We start from the raw sequence: 23,013 nt of genomic DNA, 5'->3' as shown, positions 1-23,013 counted from the left end.
TCAAAATGATTGACATTAAAAATATACTACGACAAATGGGTGTGATTGTGGGGCTGTTTGCCGTCTTGGTTCCGGTGGCACAAGTCCGTGCACAGGAACCTTCGAGAGATCAATTCCCGGATGATTTTATGTGGGGAGTTGCCAGCGCTGCTTACCAGGTGGAAGGTGCCTGGCAGGCCGATGACAAGGGAGAAAGTAAATGGGACTTTTTTACCAATACAATCGGAGTAACTCAGTTTACAATAGGCGAGAAGCAAACGGCAAATGTGACGATTAATCAGTACGATCGCGAACAATATCTGAAGGATATTCAGCTAATTAAAGAGTTGGGGATCAACACGTATCGCTTTTCTATACCCTGGAGCCGGATTATTCCGCAAGGAGCGGGCGAAGTGAACCCTAAAGCGATTGCCCACTATCATTTGTTGATTGAGGATTTAAAAGAAGCAGGGATCGAACCGCTCGTTACGCTGTATCATTTCGATTTGCCGCTTGCTTTATTGCAGAAAGGTGGCTGGCTGAATCGCGAATCTGTTCAGTGGTACAAGAACTATGCAAAGGTAATTTTCGAAAATTTCGGGAACGAAGTGAGTCATTTTATCACCTTCAACGAGCCGTATATCGAGTTTTTTGTGGCCGATTTTCTGATGAATCCAACTCAAAGTCAAGAGTCGGCAAGTGTTCGGTATGCAACAGAAATGGACAATGTGCATCACCAATTGTTGGCCAGTGCTGAAGCTATAAAACTCTATCACGAAATGGGGCTGAACGGGCAGATTGGTATAACTTTCAACCTTTCGCCATGTTTACCCTTTGACACAGAAAACCAGGGAGACGTAGAGGCCGTCTCGTTGCAGGATGATTTGCTGAACCGAATTATGCTCGACCCGGTTTTTAAGGGGAAATATCCGGATAAAGCTTTGACTGCTATTCAAAAGTACAATCCCGATTTTCATCCGTCGGAGCAGGATATGCAGTTTATTCTGGACAATCAACCTGATTTTTTGGGCATCAATTTTTATGCCCCCGCACTCGTGAAGAAAGATGATGCTGCTCCGCTTGGTGTCTCGTGGATGGGCAATAATACCGATGCTGTAAAAATGGCTAACGGACCTGCGCGGCCTGAAGAGCTATACAATTTGTTGATTCGGATCAAACGGGAATATGGTGATCCGGAAATTATCATTACTGAAAATGGTGCAAGTTTCGAAAATGGTGAGGATAAAGTTGTAGATGGGAACGTGAATGACACCCTGCGCACCGAGTATCTTCTGCGACACATTGCAGCTGCTGAAAAAGCCGTTGAGGATGGGGTAAAGCTAAAAGGCTATTGTGTTTGGAGTGGTTGGGATAATTTCGAGTGGATTTTTGGCTACAGCGTTCGCTTCGGCTTAATTCATGTTGATTTTGACACGCAGCTGCGAACGCCGAAAAGCAGTTATTACTGGTACCAGTCATTTTTAAATAAGCAATAAGAGGATGGAGGAGACGCGCAGAACCGAAGGCGATTGTTGCGAATAAAATAAAAATGATAGCCAGGCTATCTTCGAAAGTTTGGCGACCATGTGAAGAATGTGTTATGAAAATCAGGATTACTCCGGTAGTCCTGATTTTTTGCTTTAAATTTCAGTTTACAAGAACGTCAATCCTTTGTGATGGGAAGGATCTAAAACAAAATGTATGGCTTCGGGATTTTTCGCGCTCTTTGATGATGTCGCAACTTTGATGGATGATTTAGCCACCATGAGCAAGATTGCAACCAAGAAAACGGCTGGCTTGCTCGGTGACGATTTGGCTGTTAACGCCGAAAAGGCGACCGGCTTTATCTCAGCCCGGGAGTTGCCGGTTATTTGGGCCATTACCAAAGGTTCGTTTTTGAATAAAATGATCATCCTGCCGTTTATCATCGTCTTGAGTATATACGCTCCGCAGGTGGTTATCCCGATTTTGTTGTGCGGAGGCTTGTACCTGGCCTACGAAGGTGCCGAGAAAATTTACGAGTTTTTCTTCCATCGTCACCACCCAAAGGATAGCAAGATTGAGGAGAAAGCCCATCTGACGAAAAAGGAAATCGTCCTTCAGGAAAAGCAAAAGATCAAATCTGCGATATTCACCGACTTTATTCTTTCGCTCGAAATCATCATTGTTGGTTTAAGTATCGTTATCAATGAGCCACTGAAAATACAAATCCCGGTGCTGATTGTGATTTCAGTTGTCACTACCATCGGTGTTTATGGCATTGTGGCTTTCATCGTTCGGTTGGACGATATGGGCTATTCGTTGATTGCTAAAAGCAAGGAGCATCATCGCAAATTGATGCGCCAATTTGGTGTGATTTTAGTGAAGTCGTTACCGATAATTATCAAAGTTCTGTCGGTTGTCGGTACCATTGCCATGCTGGCAGTGGCCGGTGGTATTTACGTCCATAATATTGAAAAGGTGCACGAGTGGTTGCACGCCCTTCCTCCGTTGGTTGCCGAAATTCTGGTTGGTTTATTCCTGGGATTTGTGGTGCTGGCCCTTGTAAAAAGCGTGGCCTGGCTAATTCGGAAAGTGAAGAAATAGGCAATAATTCCCCCAAGTCATTTTCTTTTGATCCACACCGCGCGGCCAGTCTGCAAGATTTTGCTATTTTTCAGTCTCCGTCAGCTCTGCGCATTGCGGAATGCTGAATTCTTATACATTTGTGGTGACCGTTTAAAACCAGCTTGAACAAGATATTCAATACAAAAGGCAATCAGGATTCGCAATTGGATTGGAACGAAGAGAATTTCAGCAGCTTGTTTGATCAATATTATGAAGCATTGTGCTTTTTTGCAGACAAGTATTTGGATGACTTGGATATGTCCCGTTCGGTTGTGCAGGACGTGTTTGTCAGTATCTGGACGAAGCGCGAGAACATCTCACCTAAATTTTCGATCAAATCTTACCTCTATTTTGCTGTTCGAAACCGGGCTTTGGATCATCTTCGACGAAATAAAAGGAACGTCGAGTTTTCGGAAGGCGTGGAAAACAACCTGCTTGTTCCGTTTGACGACCGGGTGGAAGAGGCCGAGATTACAGCGCGTGTCAATAAATCGATCAACGAGCTTCCGGAGCGATGCCGCGAAGTGTTCATTTTATGCCGTTTCGAAGGATTGAAATACAGTCAGTGCGCCGAGCAACTCAACATTTCGGTGAAGACGGTGGAGTCGCAAATGGCAATCGCGTTAAAAAGATTGCGCGAAAAACTTGCAGACTACCAGTATTTTAATGTGCTGATTGGATTTTTCCTGAAAAAAAACTGATTTTTCTTACAGGGTGTTTCGGGGCTTGTTCGTCATAGGGGTGTTTAAAAGGCACCTATGAAAGAAATTGACGACATTGATCTGCTGATTGGTAAAATATTGTCCGGCAATGCGTCGGCTGCCGACGAAGCGATGCACCAAAAATTGCTGTCGGAATCGGAAGAATATGCCACTGCTTTCAGCAAAAGTCAAAAAGTCTGGGCTCGTAGTGCCTGGCTTGCAGAAAAAGATGTTCGTGCCGATAAAGTAAAAACCCAAAGCAGGCTGAATGCTTCTATTCTAAAGGAACTGCAATCCAATAAACGTACAATTGCCATCTATAAACTGGTTGCCATTCTGGCGTTCCCGGTTGCCATTGCTTTGAGCATTTTATTCTACCCCCAAATACAATCCCGGAAAACCGTTGCGACTTTGGCCGAGATCTCGGCCCCGCTTGGGAATGTTGCATCCTGCAAATTGCCTGATGGAACAACCGTCTGGATCAATTCCGGATCGACCATCAAATACAACGATGCCGACTTCAATTCGAAAGAACGGGAAATTAGTTTGGACGGCGAGGCTTATTTTCAAGTCGCTAAAAACAAGAAAGTTCCGTTTATTGTTCGCACGGCGCTCGCAGATGTTCGGGTTACGGGTACTTCATTCAATGTAAAAGCAATTGCTGAGGACAGTGTTTTTGAGACGGCACTGAGTGAAGGAAGTGTTTTACTGTTTGCGAAGAATGAGGATAAAGAATCGGTAAAACTGAGCCCGGGCGAACTGGCAACCTTTGCATCCAACACCAGGAGTTTTGAAATACAGAAGGTCGATGTTGATCGCTACTCTTCGTGGCGAGATGGAGAGATCATATTTAAGGATGCCACCTTGCTGGATCTGATGCAGGAGCTGGAACGCGTTTACGGCATCGAATTTCAAATTGAAAACCAGGACCTGGCTGACTTCCGATTCCGCGGGAGATTCAGCTACAATAATAACCTAATTGATGTGCTTGAACGCATCAAAAGTACATCTCACATTGATTACCGGATCGAAAACAAAAAAGTTTGGCTGAGTAAAATGAACTAAAACCTGACGACTATGAGTTGAAAATAAGTAGCCTCGCAGACATAAAAAGAGGGAATAGGTCGAAGCATTCCCTCTTGATAAAATGTTTGCCCAAGGCAAATCATTTTAAATAAATAAACATTCAAATCTATGAAAAAAAATCATGAATTTCAGGAGTTTTACACCTCCTGGCTTAAAAAACTATGGCTTATGCTGAGGTTGAGTGTACTGCTGATTTTGTTTGCCTCAATATCCGTAACCGCTAGTGTTTACTCACAAAATGCGAAACTTACCCTACGGATGAAAGATTCTAAAATTTCTGATGTCTTTAATTCTATAGAAGAGAAAACCGGTTACTATTTCTTTTACAACCGCGATTTATTTGATGATTCCCGAGTGGTTTCAGTTGACGTTGAAAATGAGTCGGTGAATGCCATTCTCGACGAAATTTTAACTGAAGCGGGGGTGACCTACCGGATCGTTGATCGCAATATCCTGATTGAAGCGGGAAAATCGACTGGTGAATCGGTACAGCAACAGCTGACGGTAAAAGGTACCGTGACCGATGCTTCGGGCGCTCCTCTTCCGGGTGTAACAGTAATTGTAAAAGGAAGTACCGAAGGAACAATTACGGATTTCGATGGTAATTATACCGTGAAAGATGTCAGCTCCGACGCGATTCTTGTCTTCTCGTTTGTCGGCATGCACGCGCAGGAAATCCCGGTGGCCGGTAAATCGGTTATTAATGTGGAATTGGAAGAAGAATCGATTGGCCTGGATGAAGTTGTCGCGATTGGTTATGGTACGGTGAAAAAGTCGAATCTGACCAGTTCAATTTCGAAGATTACAAATGAAGCGTTGGAAAGCCGACCGGTAACAAACGTCAGCGAAGCATTCCAAGGTCAGTTGGCGGGTGTTAACGCGCAGGCTACAGGTGGTGGTATCCCGGGACAGGATTTGACAATCCGGATTCGCGGTGTCAATACAATCAACGGAAGCAGTAGCCCGCTGTATGTAATTGACGGCGTTCCTCGCGACGATATGAATGGTGTAAACCCTTCTGATATTGCTACAATTCAGGTTTTGAAGGATGCTTCGGCTACTTCAATTTACGGTTCTCGTGGTGCAAACGGGGTAATCCTGATTGAAACGAAAACCGGTACCGGAAAACCAACGGTGACATTCGATGCCTATTACGGCTTTCAAACACCGGAGAAAAAACTTGATTTGATGACTGGCCCTGAGTGGGTTGCTTACCAAATGTATTTAAGAAATGCTCAATACATTCGTGCCGGAGGTTCCATGGACGATCCAATGTCATCCAGACCTTCTGCCTACCAAATTCCGACTTTCTGGAATACAACAACAGATTTTACCGACTGGCAGAGTGAGATTTTACGTACTGCTCCAATCCAAAACTACGAAGCTTCAGCTTCTGCAAGCGGCGATATAGGAAGTATCTTCATGTCAATTGGCTACATGAATCAGGAAGGTATCATCAAGTCTACTGAGTTCGATCGTTACAACATTCGTTTGAACGGAACATTGAAGATCACTGATAATTTCAAAGTAGGGACTAACATCTCATTCTCGGATGCGTCGCAGGGATTGGGTAGTGCCAACCTTGGTGACCGCCAGGGAAAAGATTCACCGGTTCACCATGCTTTGATGATGTCGCCTTTGGTAACTCCGGGCACAACTGTGAGAACAGCTGAAAACAACTACACCGGTGTGCCAACATCGACTGAAACATCGGATGACTGGGGCGCAACCTGGATTGACCCGTTGGCGCAGTTGAAACAGACGACTGACGAGACAAATACGACACGTATTCAAGCAGCTTTGTGGGGCGAATGGAAAATCTTGAAAGCGTTGACCTACAAAATGCAGTATAGCAAAAGTTATGACGGTATAACCTACGAATACTTCCAGCCTGCATCGGTAAACCGCAGTGCTTATATGTCGTCGGGTAACAGCTATTCTTCAACGACTAACGATAAAGTATTCCAGAATACCTTGACTTTTGACAAGCAATTTGGAAACCATCACCTGAATGTTTTGGCCGGTCAAAGTGCTGAAAAACAAGAGTATTATCTTGCAACTTTGGAAGCTTCGGGATGGCCTTACGAAACAGTGACGACTTTGAACCAGGCTTCAACAGCGGTGACCGCGACGACTGAAAAAACAACTTATACCAACGCTTCTTTCTTTGGTCGTGTGAGTTACGATTTTATGGAGAAATATCTTTTCACGGCCAGTGTACGTCATGACGGTTCTTCTCGCTTTGGTGCCGATGCCAAATGGGGTACCTTCCCTTCGTTCTCTGCCGGATGGAAACTGAATGAAGAGGGTTTCATGGAAGACGTTGATTGGGTTGATTTGTTGAAAGTTCGTGCTTCTTACGGTACATCAGGTAATGACCGTATTGGTGATTACGAATACATGTCGCAATTGGGAAGCTATTATTCAGCTTATGGCGAGACGAAGCAATCGGGTACAGCTGCTGCCAACGTGGCCAACCCTGACCTGAAATGGGAACAAACCGGTTCAACTGATATCGGTTTCGACCTCTCAGCCTTCAACAACCGTTTGCAGTTCAACTTCGACTACTACCGGAATATCACCAAAAACCTGTTGTTTGATGTTCCAATTCCGTACACTACCGGTTTTAGCTCAACCTTGACGAACATCGGTAAAATCCGCAACTCAGGCTGGGAAGTTGATGTGACTTCACACAACATCGACAGAGCATTCAAATGGGATACCAATTTGAACTTATCGCATAACAGCAACGAAGTGTTGGAGATGGGAGCAAACACCACTCAAATCATTTCCTCAATCAACGGAGGTCAGTTCATTACAAAGGTTGGCGGTCAGGTTTCTCAGTTCTACATTTTGCCTACAGATGGTTTCTTGTCGACAAGTGACTTCGACTCTGACGGGAACGCACTGGTACCAATCCTTGCCGGTGAAGAAGATGGTAACTTCAAGTATGTTGATACCAATGAGGACGGAAGCATCAACTCAGAAGACTTTATTCCTTACGGAAGTAACTTGCCTGATTTGACTTGGGGTTTGACCAACAAGTTCAGCTACAAGAACTTTGAGTTGAGCGTTCTGTTGCAAGGTCAGTACGGTGGCGAGATTTATTTCCTGGGTGCCCGTCACATTGATGCCGGATATTTCGGACGTACATCTTATGCCCGTTGGGTGAGAACCTACAAACCTGAATATTTGCAACCTGCCATTCCAACAGAATATGCTGAAGCACACGGTATCGACATGTCGTGGGACGGCAAAACACAGAACTTCTTCAACTGGGCCGATGATACCAATTCGCGTGTTTACGATGCAACTTATGTGCGAATCAAGAACATAACATTGAGCTACAATATGCCTGCAAAGGTTCTTAAGAGTTTGAAAGTAAATAGCTTGAAAGTATATGGCTCAGTTGACAACGTTTATACTTTCAGCGATTATCCGGGTTATACACCTGAAACAAGTAGTTATGGTAATGGAACAACCCAGCTCGGTGTTGACTACAGTACTTATCCTCTGAGCAGAAGATATACTTTAGGTGTCAATTTAATTTTCTAACTAACCCCTAATAATAGTCAAAATGAAAAATATATCGAAAATAATATGGGTCCTCACCCTTTGTATTTCGGGTTCGTTGATCACAAGTTGCAGCGATTTTTTAAATCCGGATCCGGAGTCCTTGTACACAACTCAAACTTTCTATACATCTCAAACCGATTTTGAATTGGCAATTTCAGCAGTTTACGCAGAACAACAGGATGTTTACGATGGGCAAACAGGGATGCTGCATTTCCTGACTGCACGGAGTGACGATGCAAATGCTGTTAATACAAATACCTACTCAGACGGAGCTGATATTTTCATTGATACATCTACGGGGTCATGTATCGCCAATGTTTGGGAGAGCATGTTTGTGATTGTTATCCGTTGTAACAGTATTCTGATTCGTATTGATGATGTGGATTTTGACGATGAATCAACCAAGAATTATATCAAAGGTGAAGCTTATGCCATGCGTGCCTGGGCTTACGACAATTTAGCTAAATTCTTTGGTGGTGTGCCATTGATCGTTGATGCTGAATACACAACCGCAGAAACTTATGCCATTGCACGTTCAACACAAGATGAAACATTTGCGCAAGCAGTGAGCGACTATAAAGCAGCGATCAGCTTGTTGCCCGAAAGCTGGGATAGCGATGATATAGGCCGGATTACCGAATATGCGGCCGACGCTGCTCTCGGACGCTTGTACATGTTCATGAACGAACCAGCTAATGCCAAACCGTATTTGGAAGCTGTTATTAATTCAGGAATTTACTCGTTAGCCGAAAACTACGAGGACTGTTTCACGGATGCTTATGATAATGATGTTACAAAGGACCGCGTTTGGGAGGTTCAGTACATTGGTGGCTTAACAGGCGAAGGTCAAACCTTTAGTGAATCCTGTATGCCGGAAGGCTATACCGGAAGTGAAGGCTACGCGTTGCGTGGGTCAAGTGCTGCTATGCAGGTTTCAACGAATATGGTGAGTGCATTTGAAGATGGCGACTACCGTGAGACCATTGCTACGTCGGATGAAATTACCGGTACCGGTGCCGAAGGTTACACCTGGTGTACAAAATACAGCCGTCATTCCTACGAGCCACAATCCAGTACCGACTGGGCTAATAACTTGCCCATCATTCGCTACTCGGATGTTCTGCTAATGTGTGCTGAGGCGATTAATGCAACCGAAGGTCCTACATCAGAGGCGATCGGATATGTCAATGAAGTAAGAAATCGCGCTGAACTGGCCGATCTTTTATCAACACAAACAGGAGACGCAGCATCTTTGCTGACCGCTATCAAGCAAGAACGTCGGGTTGAATTTATGTTCGAGGCTTTGCGTTGGTTCGACTTGGTACGGTGGGGCGACTTTGTCACGGTAATGTCTGACTTCCTGGATGAAGCTGATGAGGGCAACGGCCGCTATTCATCGAATGTGCAGTCATTCCGTTCGGTGTTTGCTATCCCGCAAGCCGAAATGGACCGCTATGACAACACCAGTGTAATGTGGCAAAACACGGGTTACTAAATAAACTACTGATTGAATAACAGGCCTTTTGTGCCTGTTATTCTTTTTTAAGACCAAAACTTCGATATGATACGATTCAATTTTTCAAAACTTCGGATTTTCGCTGCTGCGTTAATCACTTTGCTGGCTCTATATTCGTGTTCGTCAACCAAGTCGAACGAAGAGCAGGATGTGGTTGATCTGGTTGTTCCAACCGTCGATAGCGCCAATTCCCGCTGGTTTTTCTTCAGTTCGGCCTGCCGTCCTTTTGGAATGGTGAACCTCAGTCCCGATACGCAGGTTGGCGGAGCATGGGGCAGCGGTTACCGGTACAACACCGATACAGTGAAGGGATTTAGCCACATTCACGCGTGGCAACTTGCGGGTGTGTCCGTCATGCCGGTTGTTTTAACCGAGACAGAGGGGCGCGATATTTTTGACGACTACGGATCGAAGTTCAGTCACGAGCAGGAAACCGTATTTCCGGGCTACCATTCGCTTGAATTGGAGCGCTACAATATTAAAGCCGAGTTAACATCGTCGAAACGGGTTGGATTTCACCGCTACACGTTCGGGGAAAAAGAAAGAGCAGCACTGCTGTTCAATCTGAATGGCATGTTGGGGCCAAGTGTGATGAAAGATGGTGAATTGAAACAGGTCGACGCATACACATTGGAAGGGAAAACGGTTAATTCGCCTACAATGCGCCGGCCCAAAGATTGCTCTGTTTTCTTTCATATTGAATTAAGTAAGCCCATTCGAACAATTGTTTTGGATGATGAAACGAAAAACTACCTGGTTAATCTCGATCTTTCGGGCGGGCAGGATTTACTGATGAAAGTTGCCATTTCATACACCTCGGTTGGAAATGCAGCAGAAAACCTGAAAGCAGAAATCCCGGAGTGGAACTTTGACCAGATCGTAAAGGAATCACGAAGCGAATGGAATGGCCTGCTTTCACGCATCGAAGTGCAGGGTGGAACCGTAGAACAACAGAAACGATTTTATACAGACCTGTGGCATTCGCTGCAGGGACGAAGAACCATCAGCGATGTAAACGGAGCCTATCCGGATAATACAGGTAAGGAGTTCCGGATTGGACAAATCCCATTGGATGGTAATGGTAGGCCGTTGTTTAATCACTACAATTCGGATGCATTTTGGGGAGCCCAATGGACGATTAATACTTTGTGGGGCCTGGTTTATCCGGAAATGATGAGCGAGTTCACACAATCACTGATGCAGTATTACAAAGACAGCGGGATGGTTCCGAGAGGGCCATCGGGTGGAAATTTCACTTTCGTAATGACAGGTGCTTCGGCGACACCGTTTATTGTCAGCGCAATTCAGAAAGGAATTGTGAAAGACAGCCTTGACGAAATTTATCAGGCATTGAAGAAAGATCACATGCCTGGCGGAATTATGGAGAAGGCCGGCTACGAACACGACACAAGCCTCGGAGGCGGATTGAAATATTACATTGAAAATGGTTACGTTCCGTATCCGATCCCGGAAGGAGAATTTGGCTTGCATCAGGAGGGGGCCAGTTTGACAATGGAGTACGCTTACCAGGATTGGGCTTTGGCGCAGCTTGCGCACAAGCTCGGTTACGAAGGCGATTGCGAATATTTCATGAAGCGGAGTAAGAATTATCGCAACGTTTATGATAGCGGCAGTGGCTGGATGCGTCCGAAAGATGTCGATGGGAAATGGTTTGTCGGATTTGACCCGCACCAACACGAACATGGCTTCAATGAGTCAAATGGCGCGCAATCGACCTGGTTTGTACCCCATGATTTAAAAGGTCTGGCGGAGCTAATGGGAGGAGACGAAGAAGCGTCTGCAAAGTTGAACGAATCTTTCCTGCTGGCTGAAAAACAGGGTTTCACCATCGGTACATCGCACGATGTGGAGCACCACCCTGAATACAACCGCGTACCAATCAACTACGGAAACCAGCCTTCCATACAAACGGCGTTCATCTTCAATTACCTGGGCAAGCCTTGGCTAACGCAGTATTGGTCGCGCAAAGTGGTTGAAACAGTTTACGAAGGACTGAGTCCGGAGCGTGGGTACAATGGCGATGAAGATCAAGGGCTCATGGGGTCGTTGTCTGTGTTAATGAAGCTCGGTTTGTTCTCGATGGATGGCGGTTGTCTGGCAGACCCTCAACTGGAGTTGGGTAGCCCGTTGTTTGATAAGGTTGTCATTCATTTGAACCCGGCGTACTATTCCGGAAAAACGATTGAAATTGAAACGATCAACAACAGTCCCGAAAACTGTTACATCCAGTCAGCCACTTTCAATGGAGCTGAACTAACCGATTGGCGGATCTCGCAGGAAAGCCTGACAGGAGGAGGAAAAATAATATTGGAGATGGGAGACGAGCCGAACGAAAATTGGGGAATAAACTGATAAAATGTAGAAACGAATGTAGATGGGGATTCAGAGAAGAACTAATCTAAAATGAAAAAAGCCGCGAATTTCGCGGCTTTTTTGTACCCAGAACAAGACTCGAACTTGCACAACCTTGCGGTCACTAGTCCCTGAAACTAGCGTGTCTACCAATTCCACCATCTGGGCATTAAACTTTGATGCTTGTTGCCGACTTTTCGGCGCATCGCCTTGAGTTGGTGTTTTCCTCAAAGGCGATGCAAATATAGAAAAATTTTATCCCCGTACTATCGTCCGTTAAAAAATTATGGCGTTTTGATTTAATTTTTTTCAAGTCGTCTTTTACCGATAAATCCCGATTGTTCGTCGGAAATTAGCAGGATGCTGAAACTGAATTGATTCTCTTTGGTATCAGAAAACAAAACGGCTAAAACTGAATACGATGATGAAGACGGATCAAATGCTAAACTGGTGGAAAGAGGCAAGTCTGGAATTCCCCGAAGACTTACCGGTTTATTCTCTGCGGGAACAGTCGCTGCGTGAAAAGCGGCTTGATCAATTTTCAGCAAAAATTAAGGCAAGAGCAAAGCAGGCAAGAGGTTCATTGGAGGCAATCCGGAAACAAAAGGCGGAATTGTTGAATGAGTTGACGACGTTCTTTCGCTATACGTTGGACTATTCTGAAGAACAGGTGGAGACCATTCTTTCGGATAAAATGGTCAGCAGTACTTGGACGTTTATGAAGGCGGCGAAAAAGTATGATCCGACTTTGTCACACGAAAGTATTTTCCAGGCATTGCGAAATGTTTGGATCCTAAATGGTCTGCAGTTGTTGCTGGGAAAACCGGTTGAGCTAACGGCTTCAATTTTTGCATACAGTATGCTCTATCCATACACCGACAATTATCTGGACGATGCCAGCATTTCTACTTTGGAGAAGCTCGCTTTTGGCGATCGTTTTGCCAACCGCTTGGCAGGAGAACCGGAAATTCCGCAGAATAGTCAGGAAGAGAAAATCTTTGAGATGGTTGAACTGATTGAGGGCGAGTGGTCGCGGGATTTGTATCCCAATTTGTACCAAAGTTTATTGGAGATTCATGCTGCTCAGTCCGAGAGCGTTTGCTTGATTGAAGGTGTTAAAGAATTGAATTTTGAGCAGCGTTTGGCAATTTGCATTCATAAAGGCGGAACCTCGGTTGTAGCTGATGGTTACTTGTTGGCCGGTAATTTAAGCCGGGAGAAAGAAGCGTTTTTGTATGCTTATGGTGCATACTTGCAGCTGTTGGATGATTTCCAGGATTTAAGCGATGATGTGAACGAACGTGTTTGGACGGCTTTTGCGTTTGCGGCAAAAGGAGAACAGCTCGATCAGATTTTAAATCGAACTTTTCACCTGGGACAGCGAGTGATTCAGCAGGCTGAAGAAATGGATTCTGACGAGGTGCCTGTTTTTCAGTCGTTGATGCAAAAGAGCATTGAGCTGTTTTTGGTTGAAGCGGTTCAGGCGAACAGTCGCTTTTTCAGTCCGGAGTATGTCGAGGCCTTTGATCGTCGTTCCCCGATCAGTTTCGATTTGATTGAAAAGAAAACAGGAACTTTTTCGCCTTACCAAAATCAGTTATTCGAACGGCTCATTCAGCAAGCGCTGGACGGAGAGCCGGAAGAAGACTTCCCGTTTTTACAAAACAAGCCCGCTGAAACAGCAGGCTTGAGCTAATATCTTTGATTCTGTTCGATTCTTATTTCATCAGATTGGCTTTCAAAAAGTCCGTCATCCGGTGATACAAATGAACGCGGGTATTGCCGCCATAGATACCGTGATTGCGGTTGGTGTAGATGGCCATGTCGAATTGAATGCCAGCTTGGACCAAAGCTTCCGAGAACTCCATGCTATTTTGAACATGTACGTTGTCATCGGCCGAGCCATGAATCAGGAACAGGCGTCCTTTAATGCCTTCCGGATGAAGCAGCGGCGAGTTGTCGTCGTATCCGTCAGGGTTTTGTTGCGGGGTACGCATGTAACGTTCTGTGTAGATTGTATCATAAAATTTCCAGTGTGTCACCGGAGCCACAGCGATTCCTGCTTTGAAAACGGAGCCGCCTTTTTCCATGCTCAACAGGGTTGTGAAACCTCCAAAACTCCATCCCCAAATAGCGATGTTGCTTTTGTCGACATAGGGAAGGCTGCCCAGGTATTTTGCTGTTTCAACCTGGTCGTCCGATTCATATTTACCCAATTGCATGTAGGTCGCTTTTTTGAAATCTTCGCCACGGCCAAACGAGCCTCTCGGGTCAACGCAGGCCACAATAAATCCTTCCTGAGCCAGGTAGTTGTACCAGTCCACCGAAAATACGTCAAGTACTTCCTGCGCTTTTGAACCTGGCCCGCTGTATTGCGTCATCACCACCGGGTATTTTTTGTTCGGGTCGAAGTTTGATGGCTTCAGCATCCAGCCATTCAATGTCACGCCTTCCGAAGTTTCAAACTGAAAAAATTCTTTCGGGCTAACGGCATACTGTTTTACTTTTTCTTCCAGTGCCTTATTGTCTTCCAGCACCCGGATCAGTTTTCCGTCGCTGCTGTGCAAGGTTGTTTGCAGCGGAGTGCTCAGGTTGGTGTAGGTGTTGATGTAATATTGAAAGCCTTTGCTGAATTCGGCTTCATTTGTTCCGGATTCACTGCTCAGTTTGCCTTGTTTTTTTCCATCGAGACTCACGAAATACACTTCGCGTTGCATGGCCGATTCTTTGGCTGCCTGGTAATAAAAAATCTTCTTTTTCGGGTCGAAGCCGTAAAACTGGGTTACGTCGAACTCGCCGATGGTGAGCTGGCGCACTTCGAAACCTTGGCGGTTGTATAAATAAAGGTGTGAATAGCCGTCACGCTCGCTGTTAACCACGAAGTAATCGTTATCCGGAAGAATGGTGAAGGCATCGAGGAATGTCTCGGCGATATAGCGTTTGTTCTTTTCGGTATAAAAAGGACGACTGTCGCCCGTGTACGGGTTGACCAACAATATATCAATCTGGTTTTGGTAACGGTTTAACCGCATTACGGCAAGGTCGGCTGCATCGGCCATCCATTTGATGCGCGGGATGTACTGGTCAGTTTCATTACCCAGGTCGGACGAAACAGTTGTTTTCGACTTCAAATCATAAATAAGTACGCTGACAGTCGAATTTGTTTCTCCTGCTTTCGGGTATTTGTAAATGTATTCGCCCGGGTACAGCGAATTTTCCTTGTGTTCGGGAGCCAGGCCTTTGTACATCGGAAAGGTGAATTCGGGAACATTGGTCTCGTCGAAACGCATAAACGCCAGGAATTTGGAGTCGGGCGACCAGGCAAATGCTTTGTTGAAACTGAATTCTTCCTCGTAAACCCAATCGGGAGCACCATTGATTATCTCGTTGACTTTACCATCGGTAGTAACCTGGTTTTCGGTTCCGAACTTCAGACTTTTTACAAAAATGTTGTTGTCGCGAACAAAAGCAACGCGTTCCCCGTCGGGAGAAAAAGTTGCCAGTTGTTGCTTGCCTTTTGCTGAAAGTTCAGAAAGCTCCTGTGTCACTGAGTTCCAAACGTAATAATTGGCTGAAGACGAGTGGCGGTATATTTTCTCCTTTTCTGTTGTCAACAAAATCTTGGTTTCATCGTCGCTGAATTCGTATTCAGAGAAACTTTTGATCGCTGCATCTTTCACGGTCGAGAGATCGAACACAACGCCCGCTTTTTCGCCGTTTTTATAGTTGTATTTTACAATCTTATTTCCGTATTCCAAGGTGGTGTAATGCAGACCGTCGTTCATCGAGTACAAACCTTCTACTTTTTGCTCAGAGAATGTACCGTATGCCTGGACGTCTTCAATACTTATTTGCTTTTGTGCGAGAGAACTAAACCCGATTCCGCAGAAAAGGATGAAGAGAAAAATAATCTTGTGCATGTTTTCATGAATTTTTTGGAATGCTCAAAACAGGGAAAAATTTCCCAATAAAAAAAGGGGAAATCATACGAAAACACAATTTTCTCAGTTATTCAATAAGTCATTTTACGATTCGATTTTCAAGCTGTTTAGGCGGGATGACGTGTCGTTTTATCAATTTGCAGTATAATTAGACTCTTATAATCTATCATTTTTATCATGAAAAAGATATTACTTGTTGCGCTTGTGGCTTTGGCCGGTTTTAAGTTTTCTTTTGCCCAGTCGGATGTGGCTGACATGTTGCGGTTTGGTACGCACGATGCCAATTTGCTGATCGGAGCTTACGTTGAGCCTTACGCTAAAGGACTTGGTGTTGGAATGAATAACTCGTGGTATTACACGGCTGAAACACACAAGTTGTGGGGCTTTGACCTGGCATTTTCGGTGAGCGCTTTCAAAGTGGCCGATTCGGACAAGACCTTCGATGTAAATAAATTGGGATTGAAGTACCTGTATGCACAGGAAGGAAACAGCATTGCCTCGACAGCGGCAGGAAGTACAGGTGGAGTACCTTTGTATTACGATGCTAACTACCAGGGAATGACAATTCCGGTTGAATATTTTTCGACTCCCGGTGGTAGCGACTTTGATGTGGTTCCGGTTCCAATTATTCAGGCTTCATTTGGTTTGTTACCCAATACCGATATCATCGGTCGGTACATCCCGAAAGTGAAGTTCGATATTGACAACGAAAAGGCAGACGTTGGTCTGTGGGGTATTGGTTTCAAACACAACATCCGCAAGTCGTTGCCATTTATCAAACATTTGCCAATCGACATTGCGCTGTTTGCTGCCTATTCTAAAATGAGCGGCGAGTCGACCATGCACTTCGACTATACAAACTACGGTTACTCGAACCCCGCCGGATATGTGGTTGATGAAAATCAACGCGGTGAACTCGAATCGAAAAACTTCAAGTATGGTTTGATCGTGTCCAAGAAAATTGCGGTGATCACTTTCTTTGCCTCGGTAACCGGTAACAGCAGTAAAACAACATTCGATATTTTAGGACGATTTCCAATACCGGATCCGGAACGTTTGAGCGACGATTACACCAGTATTGATGATTTGCTGATTGATGCGATGGTTGATGAAGAAGATCCGATTGCTTTGCACTACAAAGACAATTACATAGGACTTGATGCCGGTTTCCGTTTAAAGTTGGCTTTCTTCAGTTTGTTTGGTTCTATCGCCAAAACAAACTATGTGACTTACAATGCTGGTCTCAGTTTTGGTTTCCGTTAACGATTTCAAGTTTCGCAGTTACAATAATTAAGTTGAAGGCGCTCCTGGTGGGCGTCTTTTTTTGTTTTGGCTTACTGCAGTTGTGGTCAAAATTTCATGCCTACCGTTTTTTAAATGATGCTTATGATTCTCGGAAAACATGTTTGTGATTTTAGAAGGGGACGAGTAAAACGATTGGTGTTCGCCCAAGCTTTTAAATTCCTATAAAATCCATTGAATCTCATCGCTAACAAGCAAGAATCATTATCTTTGCAGGCTGAAAATGCGGGTCAACGCTAGTTGTTCAGTCGATTGGTTCGCAACTTTCAGTAAAACAAGCTATAAGCTAAAAATAATTGAGGTGTAAAGCCTCTTCATGTATTGACAGATGATAAAGATTACATTACCTGACAACAGTGTCCGCGAATACGAAAGCGGCGTAACCGGCCTCGAAATTGCCAATTCGATCAGCAGTCGATTGGCCAAAGACGTGTTGGCCGTATCAGTAAATGGTCAAGTTTGGGATTTAAACCGTCCCATTAATCAGGATTCAGCTATCAAATTATTCACGTGGGACGATCGCGAAGGAAAAGAAACTTTCTGGCACTCGTCTGCCCACTTGATGGCCGAAGCCATTGAATTCTTTTATCCGGGCACGAAATTCGGTATCGGCCCAACTGTTGATACGGGATTCTATTACGATATTGATCTGCCGGAAGGCAAGCAGTTGACTGAGAAAGATCTGGCTCAGATTGAGAAAAAAATGATCGAGCTTTCGCGCGAGAAAAACGACATCGTTCGCAGCAGTATCAGTAAAGCTGATGCCTTGGCCATGTTCACCGAAAAGCACGATGAACTGAAGCAGGAATTGATCAGCGAGTTGGAAGATGGTACCATTACTTTGTATAACCAGGGGAATTTTACCGACTTGTGTCGCGGGCCCCACTTGCCGAACACTTCGTACATCAAAGCTGTAAAATTGACATCGATTGCCGGAGCTTACTGGCGAGGTAACGAAAAAAATAAAATGTTGACCCGTGTTTACGGGGTGACGTTCCCAAAACAAAAATTACTGGACGAATACCTGGTATTGCTGGAGGAAGCCAAAAAACGCGACCACCGCAAAATCGGTAAGGAAATGGAACTGTTCACTTTCTCGCAGAAAGTAGGACAAGGCTTGCCGTTGTGGTTGCCGAAAGGAACCCAATTGCGTTTGCAGCTGGAAGATTTCCTGAAAAAGGTACAGAAGAAATTCGGTTACCAGCAGGTCATGACTCCGCATATTGGTGATGTGGCTTTGTACAAAACATCTGGTCACTTTCAGAAATATGGCGCGGATTCATTCCAAACCATTAAAACACCGGCAGAAGGCGAAGAGTACATGTTGAAGCCGATGAACTGTCCGCACCACTGCGAGATTTTCGCCAGCAAACCACACTCGTACAAAGACCTGCCGGTTCGCTATGCCGAGTTTGGTACTGTTTACCGTTACGAACAAAGTGGTGAGTTGCACGGGTTGACGCGTGTACGTGGCTTTACCCAGGACGATGCACACTTGTATTGCCGTCCGGATCAGTTGAAAGACGAATTCAAGAAAGTAATCGATATTGTTTTCATTATTTTCAACAGTTTGGGATTGGATAATTACACAGCACAAATCTCACTGCGTGATCCGAACAACCCGGACAAATACATTGGTTCTCCCGAAAACTGGGACAAAGCAGAAGCTGCTATTATTGAAGCTTGTGCCGAAAAAGGGCTGGAAACAGTAACTGAGTTGGGCGAAGCTGCATTCTACGGACCGAAATTGGATTTCATGGTGAAAGATGCCTTGGGACGTAGCTGGCAGTTGGGTACCATCCAGGTTGACTATAACCTGCCGGAACGTTTTGAGCTGGAATATATTGGAGCGGATGACAAACGTCACCGTCCGATTATGATCCACCGTGCACCGTTCGGATCTATGGAACGATTTGTGGCAGTGTTGATTGAGCACACAGCTGGTAAATTCCCGTTGTGGTTAACTCCCGATCAGGTAGTGGTGTTACCGATCAGCGAAAAATATAACGATTATGCTCAAAAAGTTTCAGATTATCTAAATAATTCCGATATTCGCAGCCTGATTGACGACCGGAACGAAAAAATCGGTCGGAAAATCCGGGATAATGAGCTTAAACGAATTCCTTACTTGCTGATTGTCGGGGAGAAAGAGGCTGAAACAGGCCAGGTTTCTGTTCGTAAACAAGGCGAAGGAGACAAAGGCAATATGACAATGGAAGAGTTTGCTCAGTTCCTGAACGATGAAGTTAAAGAACAATTATCTGCATTTTATAACTAAAAAGAAATAGGAGGTTTTTCTTATCGCAGTCAATAGGCCAAATCGCAGAGGTGGACGTGTGGATACAACACCTCAGCATAGATTAAATGAAAGGATTCGTACCCACCAGGTACGTCTTGTTGGTGATAATATCGAAAATCAAGGTGTTTTTCCACTGAAAGAAGCCTTAGCAATGGCTCAGGAAATGGAGTTGGACCTGGTAGAGATTTCTCCAAACGCCGATCCGCCTGTTTGTAAGATTATCGACTATCAAAAGTTTCTTTATCAACAGAAAAAGAAACAAAAAGAGATGAAGGCTAAGGCCGTAAAAGTAACTGTGAAAGAAATTCGTTTCGGTCCTCAAACCGACGATCACGATTTCCAGTTCAAGCTGCGGCATGCTGAAAAGTTCTTAGCTGAAGGAGCAAAAGTGAAGGCTTTTGTATTCTTTAAAGGACGTTCAATCCTCTTTAAAGAACAAGGCGAGATTCTTTTGCTGAAATTTGCTCAGGCGCTGGAAGAAATCGGCAAGGTAGAGCAGATGCCTCAGTTAGAAGGAAAAAGAATGACGATGTTTATTTCACCTAAGAAGAAAAAGTAAACCGGACACTTTGGACGGAGCTTCAGATTCTTTGAATATTTAAATTTAGGACAAGATGCCAAAAATGAAAACCAATTCCGGTGCAAAAAAACGGTTCAAATTGACCGGTACCGGTAAATTGAAAAGGAAACATGCTTTCAAAAGTCACATTTTGACTAAAAAGTCAACAAAGCAAAAACGTAACTTGACTCATGCAACTTTGGTTGACAAAGCAGACGAGAAAAACGTTAAGCTGTTGCTTGCAATGAAGTAATCCTTTTCAGGAGAGTTAAAGAATTAAAGTTAGTAACAAGTGATTTAGCCAACAAAGTTCCTGTGAAGACAGGGCGCTAGCACTTAAAATTTAAGATTATGCCAAGATCAGTAAATCATGTCGCATCTCGGGCTCGTAGAAAGAAAATTCTAAAGCAAACTAAAGGTAACTTTGGTGCCCGCAGAAACGTGTGGACGGTAGCAAAAAACACCTATGAAAAAGGTTTACAATATGCTTACCGCGACCGCAAAGCCAAAAAACGTAACTTCCGTGCATTGTGGATTCAGCGTATCAACGCTGCAGCCCGTATGGAAGGACTCAGCTATTCTCAATTGATTGGTTTGTTGAAAAAAGCAAACATTGAAATCAACCGTAAAGTTTTAGCTGATTTAGCTGTGTATCAACCACAAGCTTTCAAAGCTATCGTTGATAAGGTGAAATAACAAATCACAGAAAAGGTCGAAATAAACATAGAGCCCTGTTCCGGATCCGGAGCGGGGCTTTCTTTTTTAGATGTTCGGACGTTCAGATTATTGGATATTCGGATTGTCAGACTGTCTGAATATCCAAGAATCCAGCAATCTGATAATCTAGAAATCCTTCTTCACTGAACACTGCGACTGGTCACTGAAAACTCCCAAATTTTCTATTATCTTCGGGTGCATTTTCAAAATTGACCCATGACTTCAGAAATCATTCAACTCATATCGGGCAAGCTTAATCTTGCTTCACACCAGGTAAAAAATACCATCGAATTATTGAACGACGGTGCTACCGTTCCCTTTATTTCGCGCTACCGGAAAGAACGAACCGGTAGTTTGGACGAGGTTCAGATCGGTGCGATTAAGGATGAGAAAAGCCGTTTTGAGGAACTAACGAAGCGGAAGGAAACCATCCTGAATACCATTGACGAGCAAGGTCTGTTGACTGGTGAGTTGAAAAAGCGGATTGAAGAATGCTGGGAAAGTAACGAGCTGGAGGATCTCTACCTTCCATACAAACCGAAGCGGAAAACAAAGGCAACAATCGCACGCGAGAAAGGCTTGGAACCACTGGCCAAAATCTTGATGAAGCAACAGGAGCGCGATGTTGAAAGTCGCGCGTTGACGTTTGTGAAAGGCGATGTTGCATCAACAGATGAAGCACTGTCTGGTGCACGCGATATCATTGCGGAATGGATGAATGAGAATGAACGCGCACGGCAGGTTGTACGCCGGTCGTTTGAAGTTGGTGCTGTTATCCGGGCAAAGCTCGTGAAGGGTAAAGAAGAAGAAGGTGCCAAATACCGCGACTATTTCGACTGGGAAGAGCAACTCAAACGTTGTCCTTCTCACCGGTTGTTGGCGATGCGTCGTGGCGAAGCAGAAGGCGTTCTGCGTATTAGCATCTCTCCAGATGACGCCGATACTCTGGAACGTCTGGATCGGTTGTTTATTCGTGCCAAGAACGAGTCTGCTGATCAGGTAGCGTTGGCCTTAAAAGATAGTTACAAGCGTCTCTTGTCTCCCTCGATGGAAACAGAGTTCTCCAATTTGTCGAAAGGGAAAGCGGATCAGGAAGCGATTCAGGTTTTTGCCGAAAATTTGCGGCAGTTGTTGCTGGCTGCTCCGCTCGGGCAAAAGCGCGTGCTGGCAATTGACCCCGGTTATCGTACCGGTTGCAAGGTGGTTTGTTTGGATGCGCAGGGTAACCTGTTGCACAACGAAACGATTTATCCGCACAAACCACAGGAAGAAACCAAGATGGCCGCGAAGAAACTCACTTCGATGGTGAGTGCATACCAAATTGAAGCGATCGCTATTGGAAACGGTACAGCCAGTCGTGAAACGGAGCACTTTGTGAAAAAGCTCCGCTACGATCGCGACTTGAAAGTGTTTGTGGTTTCTGAAGATGGTGCTTCTGTTTATTCAGCATCAAAGGTTGCCCGCGACGAGTTTCCGCAATACGATGTTACCGTGCGTGGAGCGGTGTCGATCGGTCGACGTTTGATGGACCCCTTGGCTGAGCTGGTTAAAATCGATCCGAAATCGATCGGGGTTGGGCAGTACCAGCATGATGTTGATCAGAAAATGTTAAAGGAAAGTTTGGACACGGTTGTCGAGTCGGCAGTAAACAAGGTCGGCGTGAATGTTAATACAGCCTCTAAACACTTGTTGACCTATATCTCGGGCCTTGGTCCGCAATTGGCGCAAAATGTGGTCGATTACCGAAAGGAAAACGGCGCTTTTGGTTCGCGAAAAGAGCTGATGAAAGTACCACGCATGGGAGCAAAGGCATTTGAGCAATCAGCCGGTTTCTTGCGAATCCCGGATGCGGACAATCCGCTCGATAATTCAGCTGTTCACCCGGAATCGTACACAGTTGTTCAGAAAATGGCTAAAGATCTGAAGTGTTCCGTAGCCGAATTGGTTGCCAATACGTCTTTACTCGGAACGCTTGATCTGAAAAAATATGTGACTCCGGAAGTTGGTTTGCCAACCTTGAATGATATTGTTGCTGAGTTAGCCAAGCCAGGCAGGGATCCGCGCAAAGGCATCAAGGTTTTCGAATTTGCCGACGGAATTTATAAGGTTGAAGATTTACAGGTTGGTATGGTGCTGCCGGGTATTGTCACCAACATTACCAAGTTTGGTGCGTTTGTCGATGTTGGTGTGAAGCAGGATGGATTGGTTCATATTTCGCAATTGGCAGATCGTTTTATCAGCGACCCCAACGAAATTGTGAAACTGCATCAGCATGTGAAAGTGAAAGTAACTGAAGTGGATCTGGCCAGAAAGAGAATTCAGCTAAGCCTGAAAGATGTCCCTCAGGATTAGCCTTG

15 protein-coding genes and 1 tRNA gene are annotated in these 23,013 nt (G+C 44.8%); 14 read left to right on the top strand and 2 right to left on the bottom strand.

The window, feature by feature from the left end:
* Positions 1-5 precede the first annotated feature (5 nt).
* The 7 genes from BC643_RS04785 to BC643_RS04755 all read left to right on the top strand — a co-directional run bounded on the left by BC643_RS04785 (position 6) and on the right by BC643_RS04755 (position 11,838).
* Complete coding sequence (locus BC643_RS04785) at positions 6-1,475, top strand: glycoside hydrolase family 1 protein (RefSeq protein WP_211337985.1); 1,470 nt, start codon at positions 6-8, stop codon at positions 1,473-1,475.
* Between the two features lie 205 nt (positions 1,476-1,680).
* Positions 1,681-2,565, top strand: coding sequence for a DUF808 domain-containing protein (locus tag BC643_RS04780; RefSeq protein WP_120272014.1), 885 nt, complete (start codon positions 1,681-1,683; stop codon positions 2,563-2,565).
* 143 nt (positions 2,566-2,708) lie between these two features.
* The gene (locus BC643_RS04775) at positions 2,709-3,287 is read left to right on the top strand and encodes an RNA polymerase sigma-70 factor (protein ID WP_120272013.1); all 579 of its coding nucleotides are present in this window, start codon (positions 2,709-2,711) and stop codon (positions 3,285-3,287) included.
* A 57-nt stretch (positions 3,288-3,344) separates the two neighbouring features.
* Positions 3,345-4,352 carry a FecR family protein gene (locus BC643_RS04770; RefSeq protein ID WP_120272012.1) on the top strand — a complete coding sequence of 336 codons (1,008 nt, stop codon included), beginning with the start codon at positions 3,345-3,347 and terminating at the stop codon, positions 4,350-4,352.
* Positions 4,353-4,631: 279 nt separating this feature from the next.
* Positions 4,632-7,928: a TonB-dependent receptor gene (locus BC643_RS04765; protein WP_211337984.1), complete on the top strand. Its 3,297-nt coding sequence runs from the start codon at positions 4,632-4,634 to the stop codon at positions 7,926-7,928.
* 22 nt (positions 7,929-7,950) lie between these two features.
* A complete protein-coding gene (locus BC643_RS04760) occupies positions 7,951-9,444 on the top strand; it encodes a RagB/SusD family nutrient uptake outer membrane protein (protein ID WP_120272011.1) in 1,494 nt (497 codons plus the stop codon).
* A gap of 66 nt (positions 9,445-9,510) precedes the next feature.
* Positions 9,511-11,838, top strand: a complete 2,328-nt coding sequence (locus tag BC643_RS04755) for a GH92 family glycosyl hydrolase (RefSeq protein ID WP_120272010.1) — start codon at positions 9,511-9,513, stop codon at positions 11,836-11,838.
* Positions 11,839-11,922: 84 nt separating this feature from the next.
* Here the strand turns inward: BC643_RS04755 and BC643_RS04750 are convergent.
* Positions 11,923-12,006: transfer RNA gene (locus BC643_RS04750), tRNA-Leu, on the bottom strand.
* Between the two features lie 253 nt (positions 12,007-12,259).
* On the opposite strand from BC643_RS04750, the gene BC643_RS04745 reads away from it, so the two are divergent.
* A complete protein-coding gene (locus BC643_RS04745) occupies positions 12,260-13,534 on the top strand; it encodes a hypothetical protein (RefSeq protein WP_120272009.1) in 1,275 nt (424 codons plus the stop codon).
* A 22-nt stretch (positions 13,535-13,556) separates the two neighbouring features.
* On the opposite strand, the gene BC643_RS04740 is transcribed toward BC643_RS04745, so the two are convergent.
* A complete protein-coding gene (locus BC643_RS04740; RefSeq protein WP_120272008.1) occupies positions 13,557-15,758 on the bottom strand; it encodes a S9 family peptidase in 2,202 nt (733 codons plus the stop codon).
* Between the two features lie 198 nt (positions 15,759-15,956).
* Between BC643_RS04740 and BC643_RS04735 the strand changes: the two genes are divergently transcribed.
* From BC643_RS04735 to BC643_RS04710, 6 genes are all read left to right on the top strand, one after another.
* Entirely contained in the window at positions 15,957-17,042 is a 1,086-nt protein-coding gene (locus tag BC643_RS04735) for a DUF6588 family protein (protein ID WP_120272007.1), read from the top strand.
* Positions 17,043-17,409: 367 nt separating this feature from the next.
* Positions 17,410-19,359, top strand: a complete 1,950-nt coding sequence (thrS, locus tag BC643_RS04730) for a threonine--tRNA ligase (RefSeq protein ID WP_120272006.1) — start codon at positions 17,410-17,412, stop codon at positions 19,357-19,359.
* Between the two features lie 58 nt (positions 19,360-19,417).
* Positions 19,418-19,939, top strand: coding sequence for a translation initiation factor IF-3 (gene infC, locus BC643_RS04725; protein WP_120272005.1), 522 nt, complete (start codon positions 19,418-19,420; stop codon positions 19,937-19,939).
* A gap of 55 nt (positions 19,940-19,994) precedes the next feature.
* Positions 19,995-20,192 carry a 50S ribosomal protein L35 gene (gene rpmI, locus BC643_RS04720; protein ID WP_120272004.1) on the top strand — a complete coding sequence of 66 codons (198 nt, stop codon included), beginning with the start codon at positions 19,995-19,997 and terminating at the stop codon, positions 20,190-20,192.
* A 98-nt stretch (positions 20,193-20,290) separates the two neighbouring features.
* A complete protein-coding gene (gene rplT, locus BC643_RS04715; RefSeq protein WP_120272003.1) occupies positions 20,291-20,635 on the top strand; it encodes a 50S ribosomal protein L20 in 345 nt (114 codons plus the stop codon).
* Between the two features lie 237 nt (positions 20,636-20,872).
* A complete protein-coding gene (locus BC643_RS04710) occupies positions 20,873-23,008 on the top strand; it encodes a Tex family protein (RefSeq protein WP_120272002.1) in 2,136 nt (711 codons plus the stop codon).
* The last annotated feature ends 5 nt before the right edge of the window (positions 23,009-23,013 follow it).

The organism is Mangrovibacterium diazotrophicum (assembly GCF_003610535.1).
In the GTDB taxonomy this organism is placed as follows: Bacteria; Bacteroidota; Bacteroidia; order Bacteroidales; family Prolixibacteraceae; genus Mangrovibacterium; species Mangrovibacterium diazotrophicum.
The sequence above is the reverse complement of the archived record's forward strand: the minus strand, read 5'-3'. Positions and strand labels throughout refer to the sequence as shown.

Excerpts from the sequence above, each read along its gene's own strand:
- BC643_RS04785 (WP_211337985.1), top strand. The coding sequence starts at position 6 with ATGATTGACATTAAAAATATACTACGACAAATGGGTGTGATTGTGGGG.
- BC643_RS04780 (WP_120272014.1), top strand. The coding sequence starts at position 1,681 with ATGGCTTCGGGATTTTTCGCGCTCTTTGATGATGTCGCAACTTTGATG.
- BC643_RS04770 (WP_120272012.1), top strand. The coding sequence starts at position 3,345 with ATGAAAGAAATTGACGACATTGATCTGCTGATTGGTAAAATATTGTCC.
- BC643_RS04765 (WP_211337984.1), top strand. The coding sequence starts at position 4,632 with ATGAAAGATTCTAAAATTTCTGATGTCTTTAATTCTATAGAAGAGAAA.
- BC643_RS04760 (WP_120272011.1), top strand. The coding sequence starts at position 7,951 with ATGAAAAATATATCGAAAATAATATGGGTCCTCACCCTTTGTATTTCG.
- BC643_RS04755 (WP_120272010.1), top strand. The coding sequence starts at position 9,511 with ATGATACGATTCAATTTTTCAAAACTTCGGATTTTCGCTGCTGCGTTA.
- BC643_RS04745 (WP_120272009.1), top strand. The coding sequence starts at position 12,260 with ATGATGAAGACGGATCAAATGCTAAACTGGTGGAAAGAGGCAAGTCTG.
- BC643_RS04740 (WP_120272008.1), bottom strand. The coding sequence starts at position 15,758 with ATGCACAAGATTATTTTTCTCTTCATCCTTTTCTGCGGAATCGGGTTT.
- BC643_RS04735 (WP_120272007.1), top strand. The coding sequence starts at position 15,957 with ATGAAAAAGATATTACTTGTTGCGCTTGTGGCTTTGGCCGGTTTTAAG.
- thrS (WP_120272006.1), top strand. The coding sequence starts at position 17,410 with ATGATAAAGATTACATTACCTGACAACAGTGTCCGCGAATACGAAAGC.
- rpmI (WP_120272004.1), top strand. The coding sequence starts at position 19,995 with ATGCCAAAAATGAAAACCAATTCCGGTGCAAAAAAACGGTTCAAATTG.
- rplT (WP_120272003.1), top strand. The coding sequence starts at position 20,291 with ATGCCAAGATCAGTAAATCATGTCGCATCTCGGGCTCGTAGAAAGAAA.
- BC643_RS04710 (WP_120272002.1), top strand. The coding sequence starts at position 20,873 with ATGACTTCAGAAATCATTCAACTCATATCGGGCAAGCTTAATCTTGCT.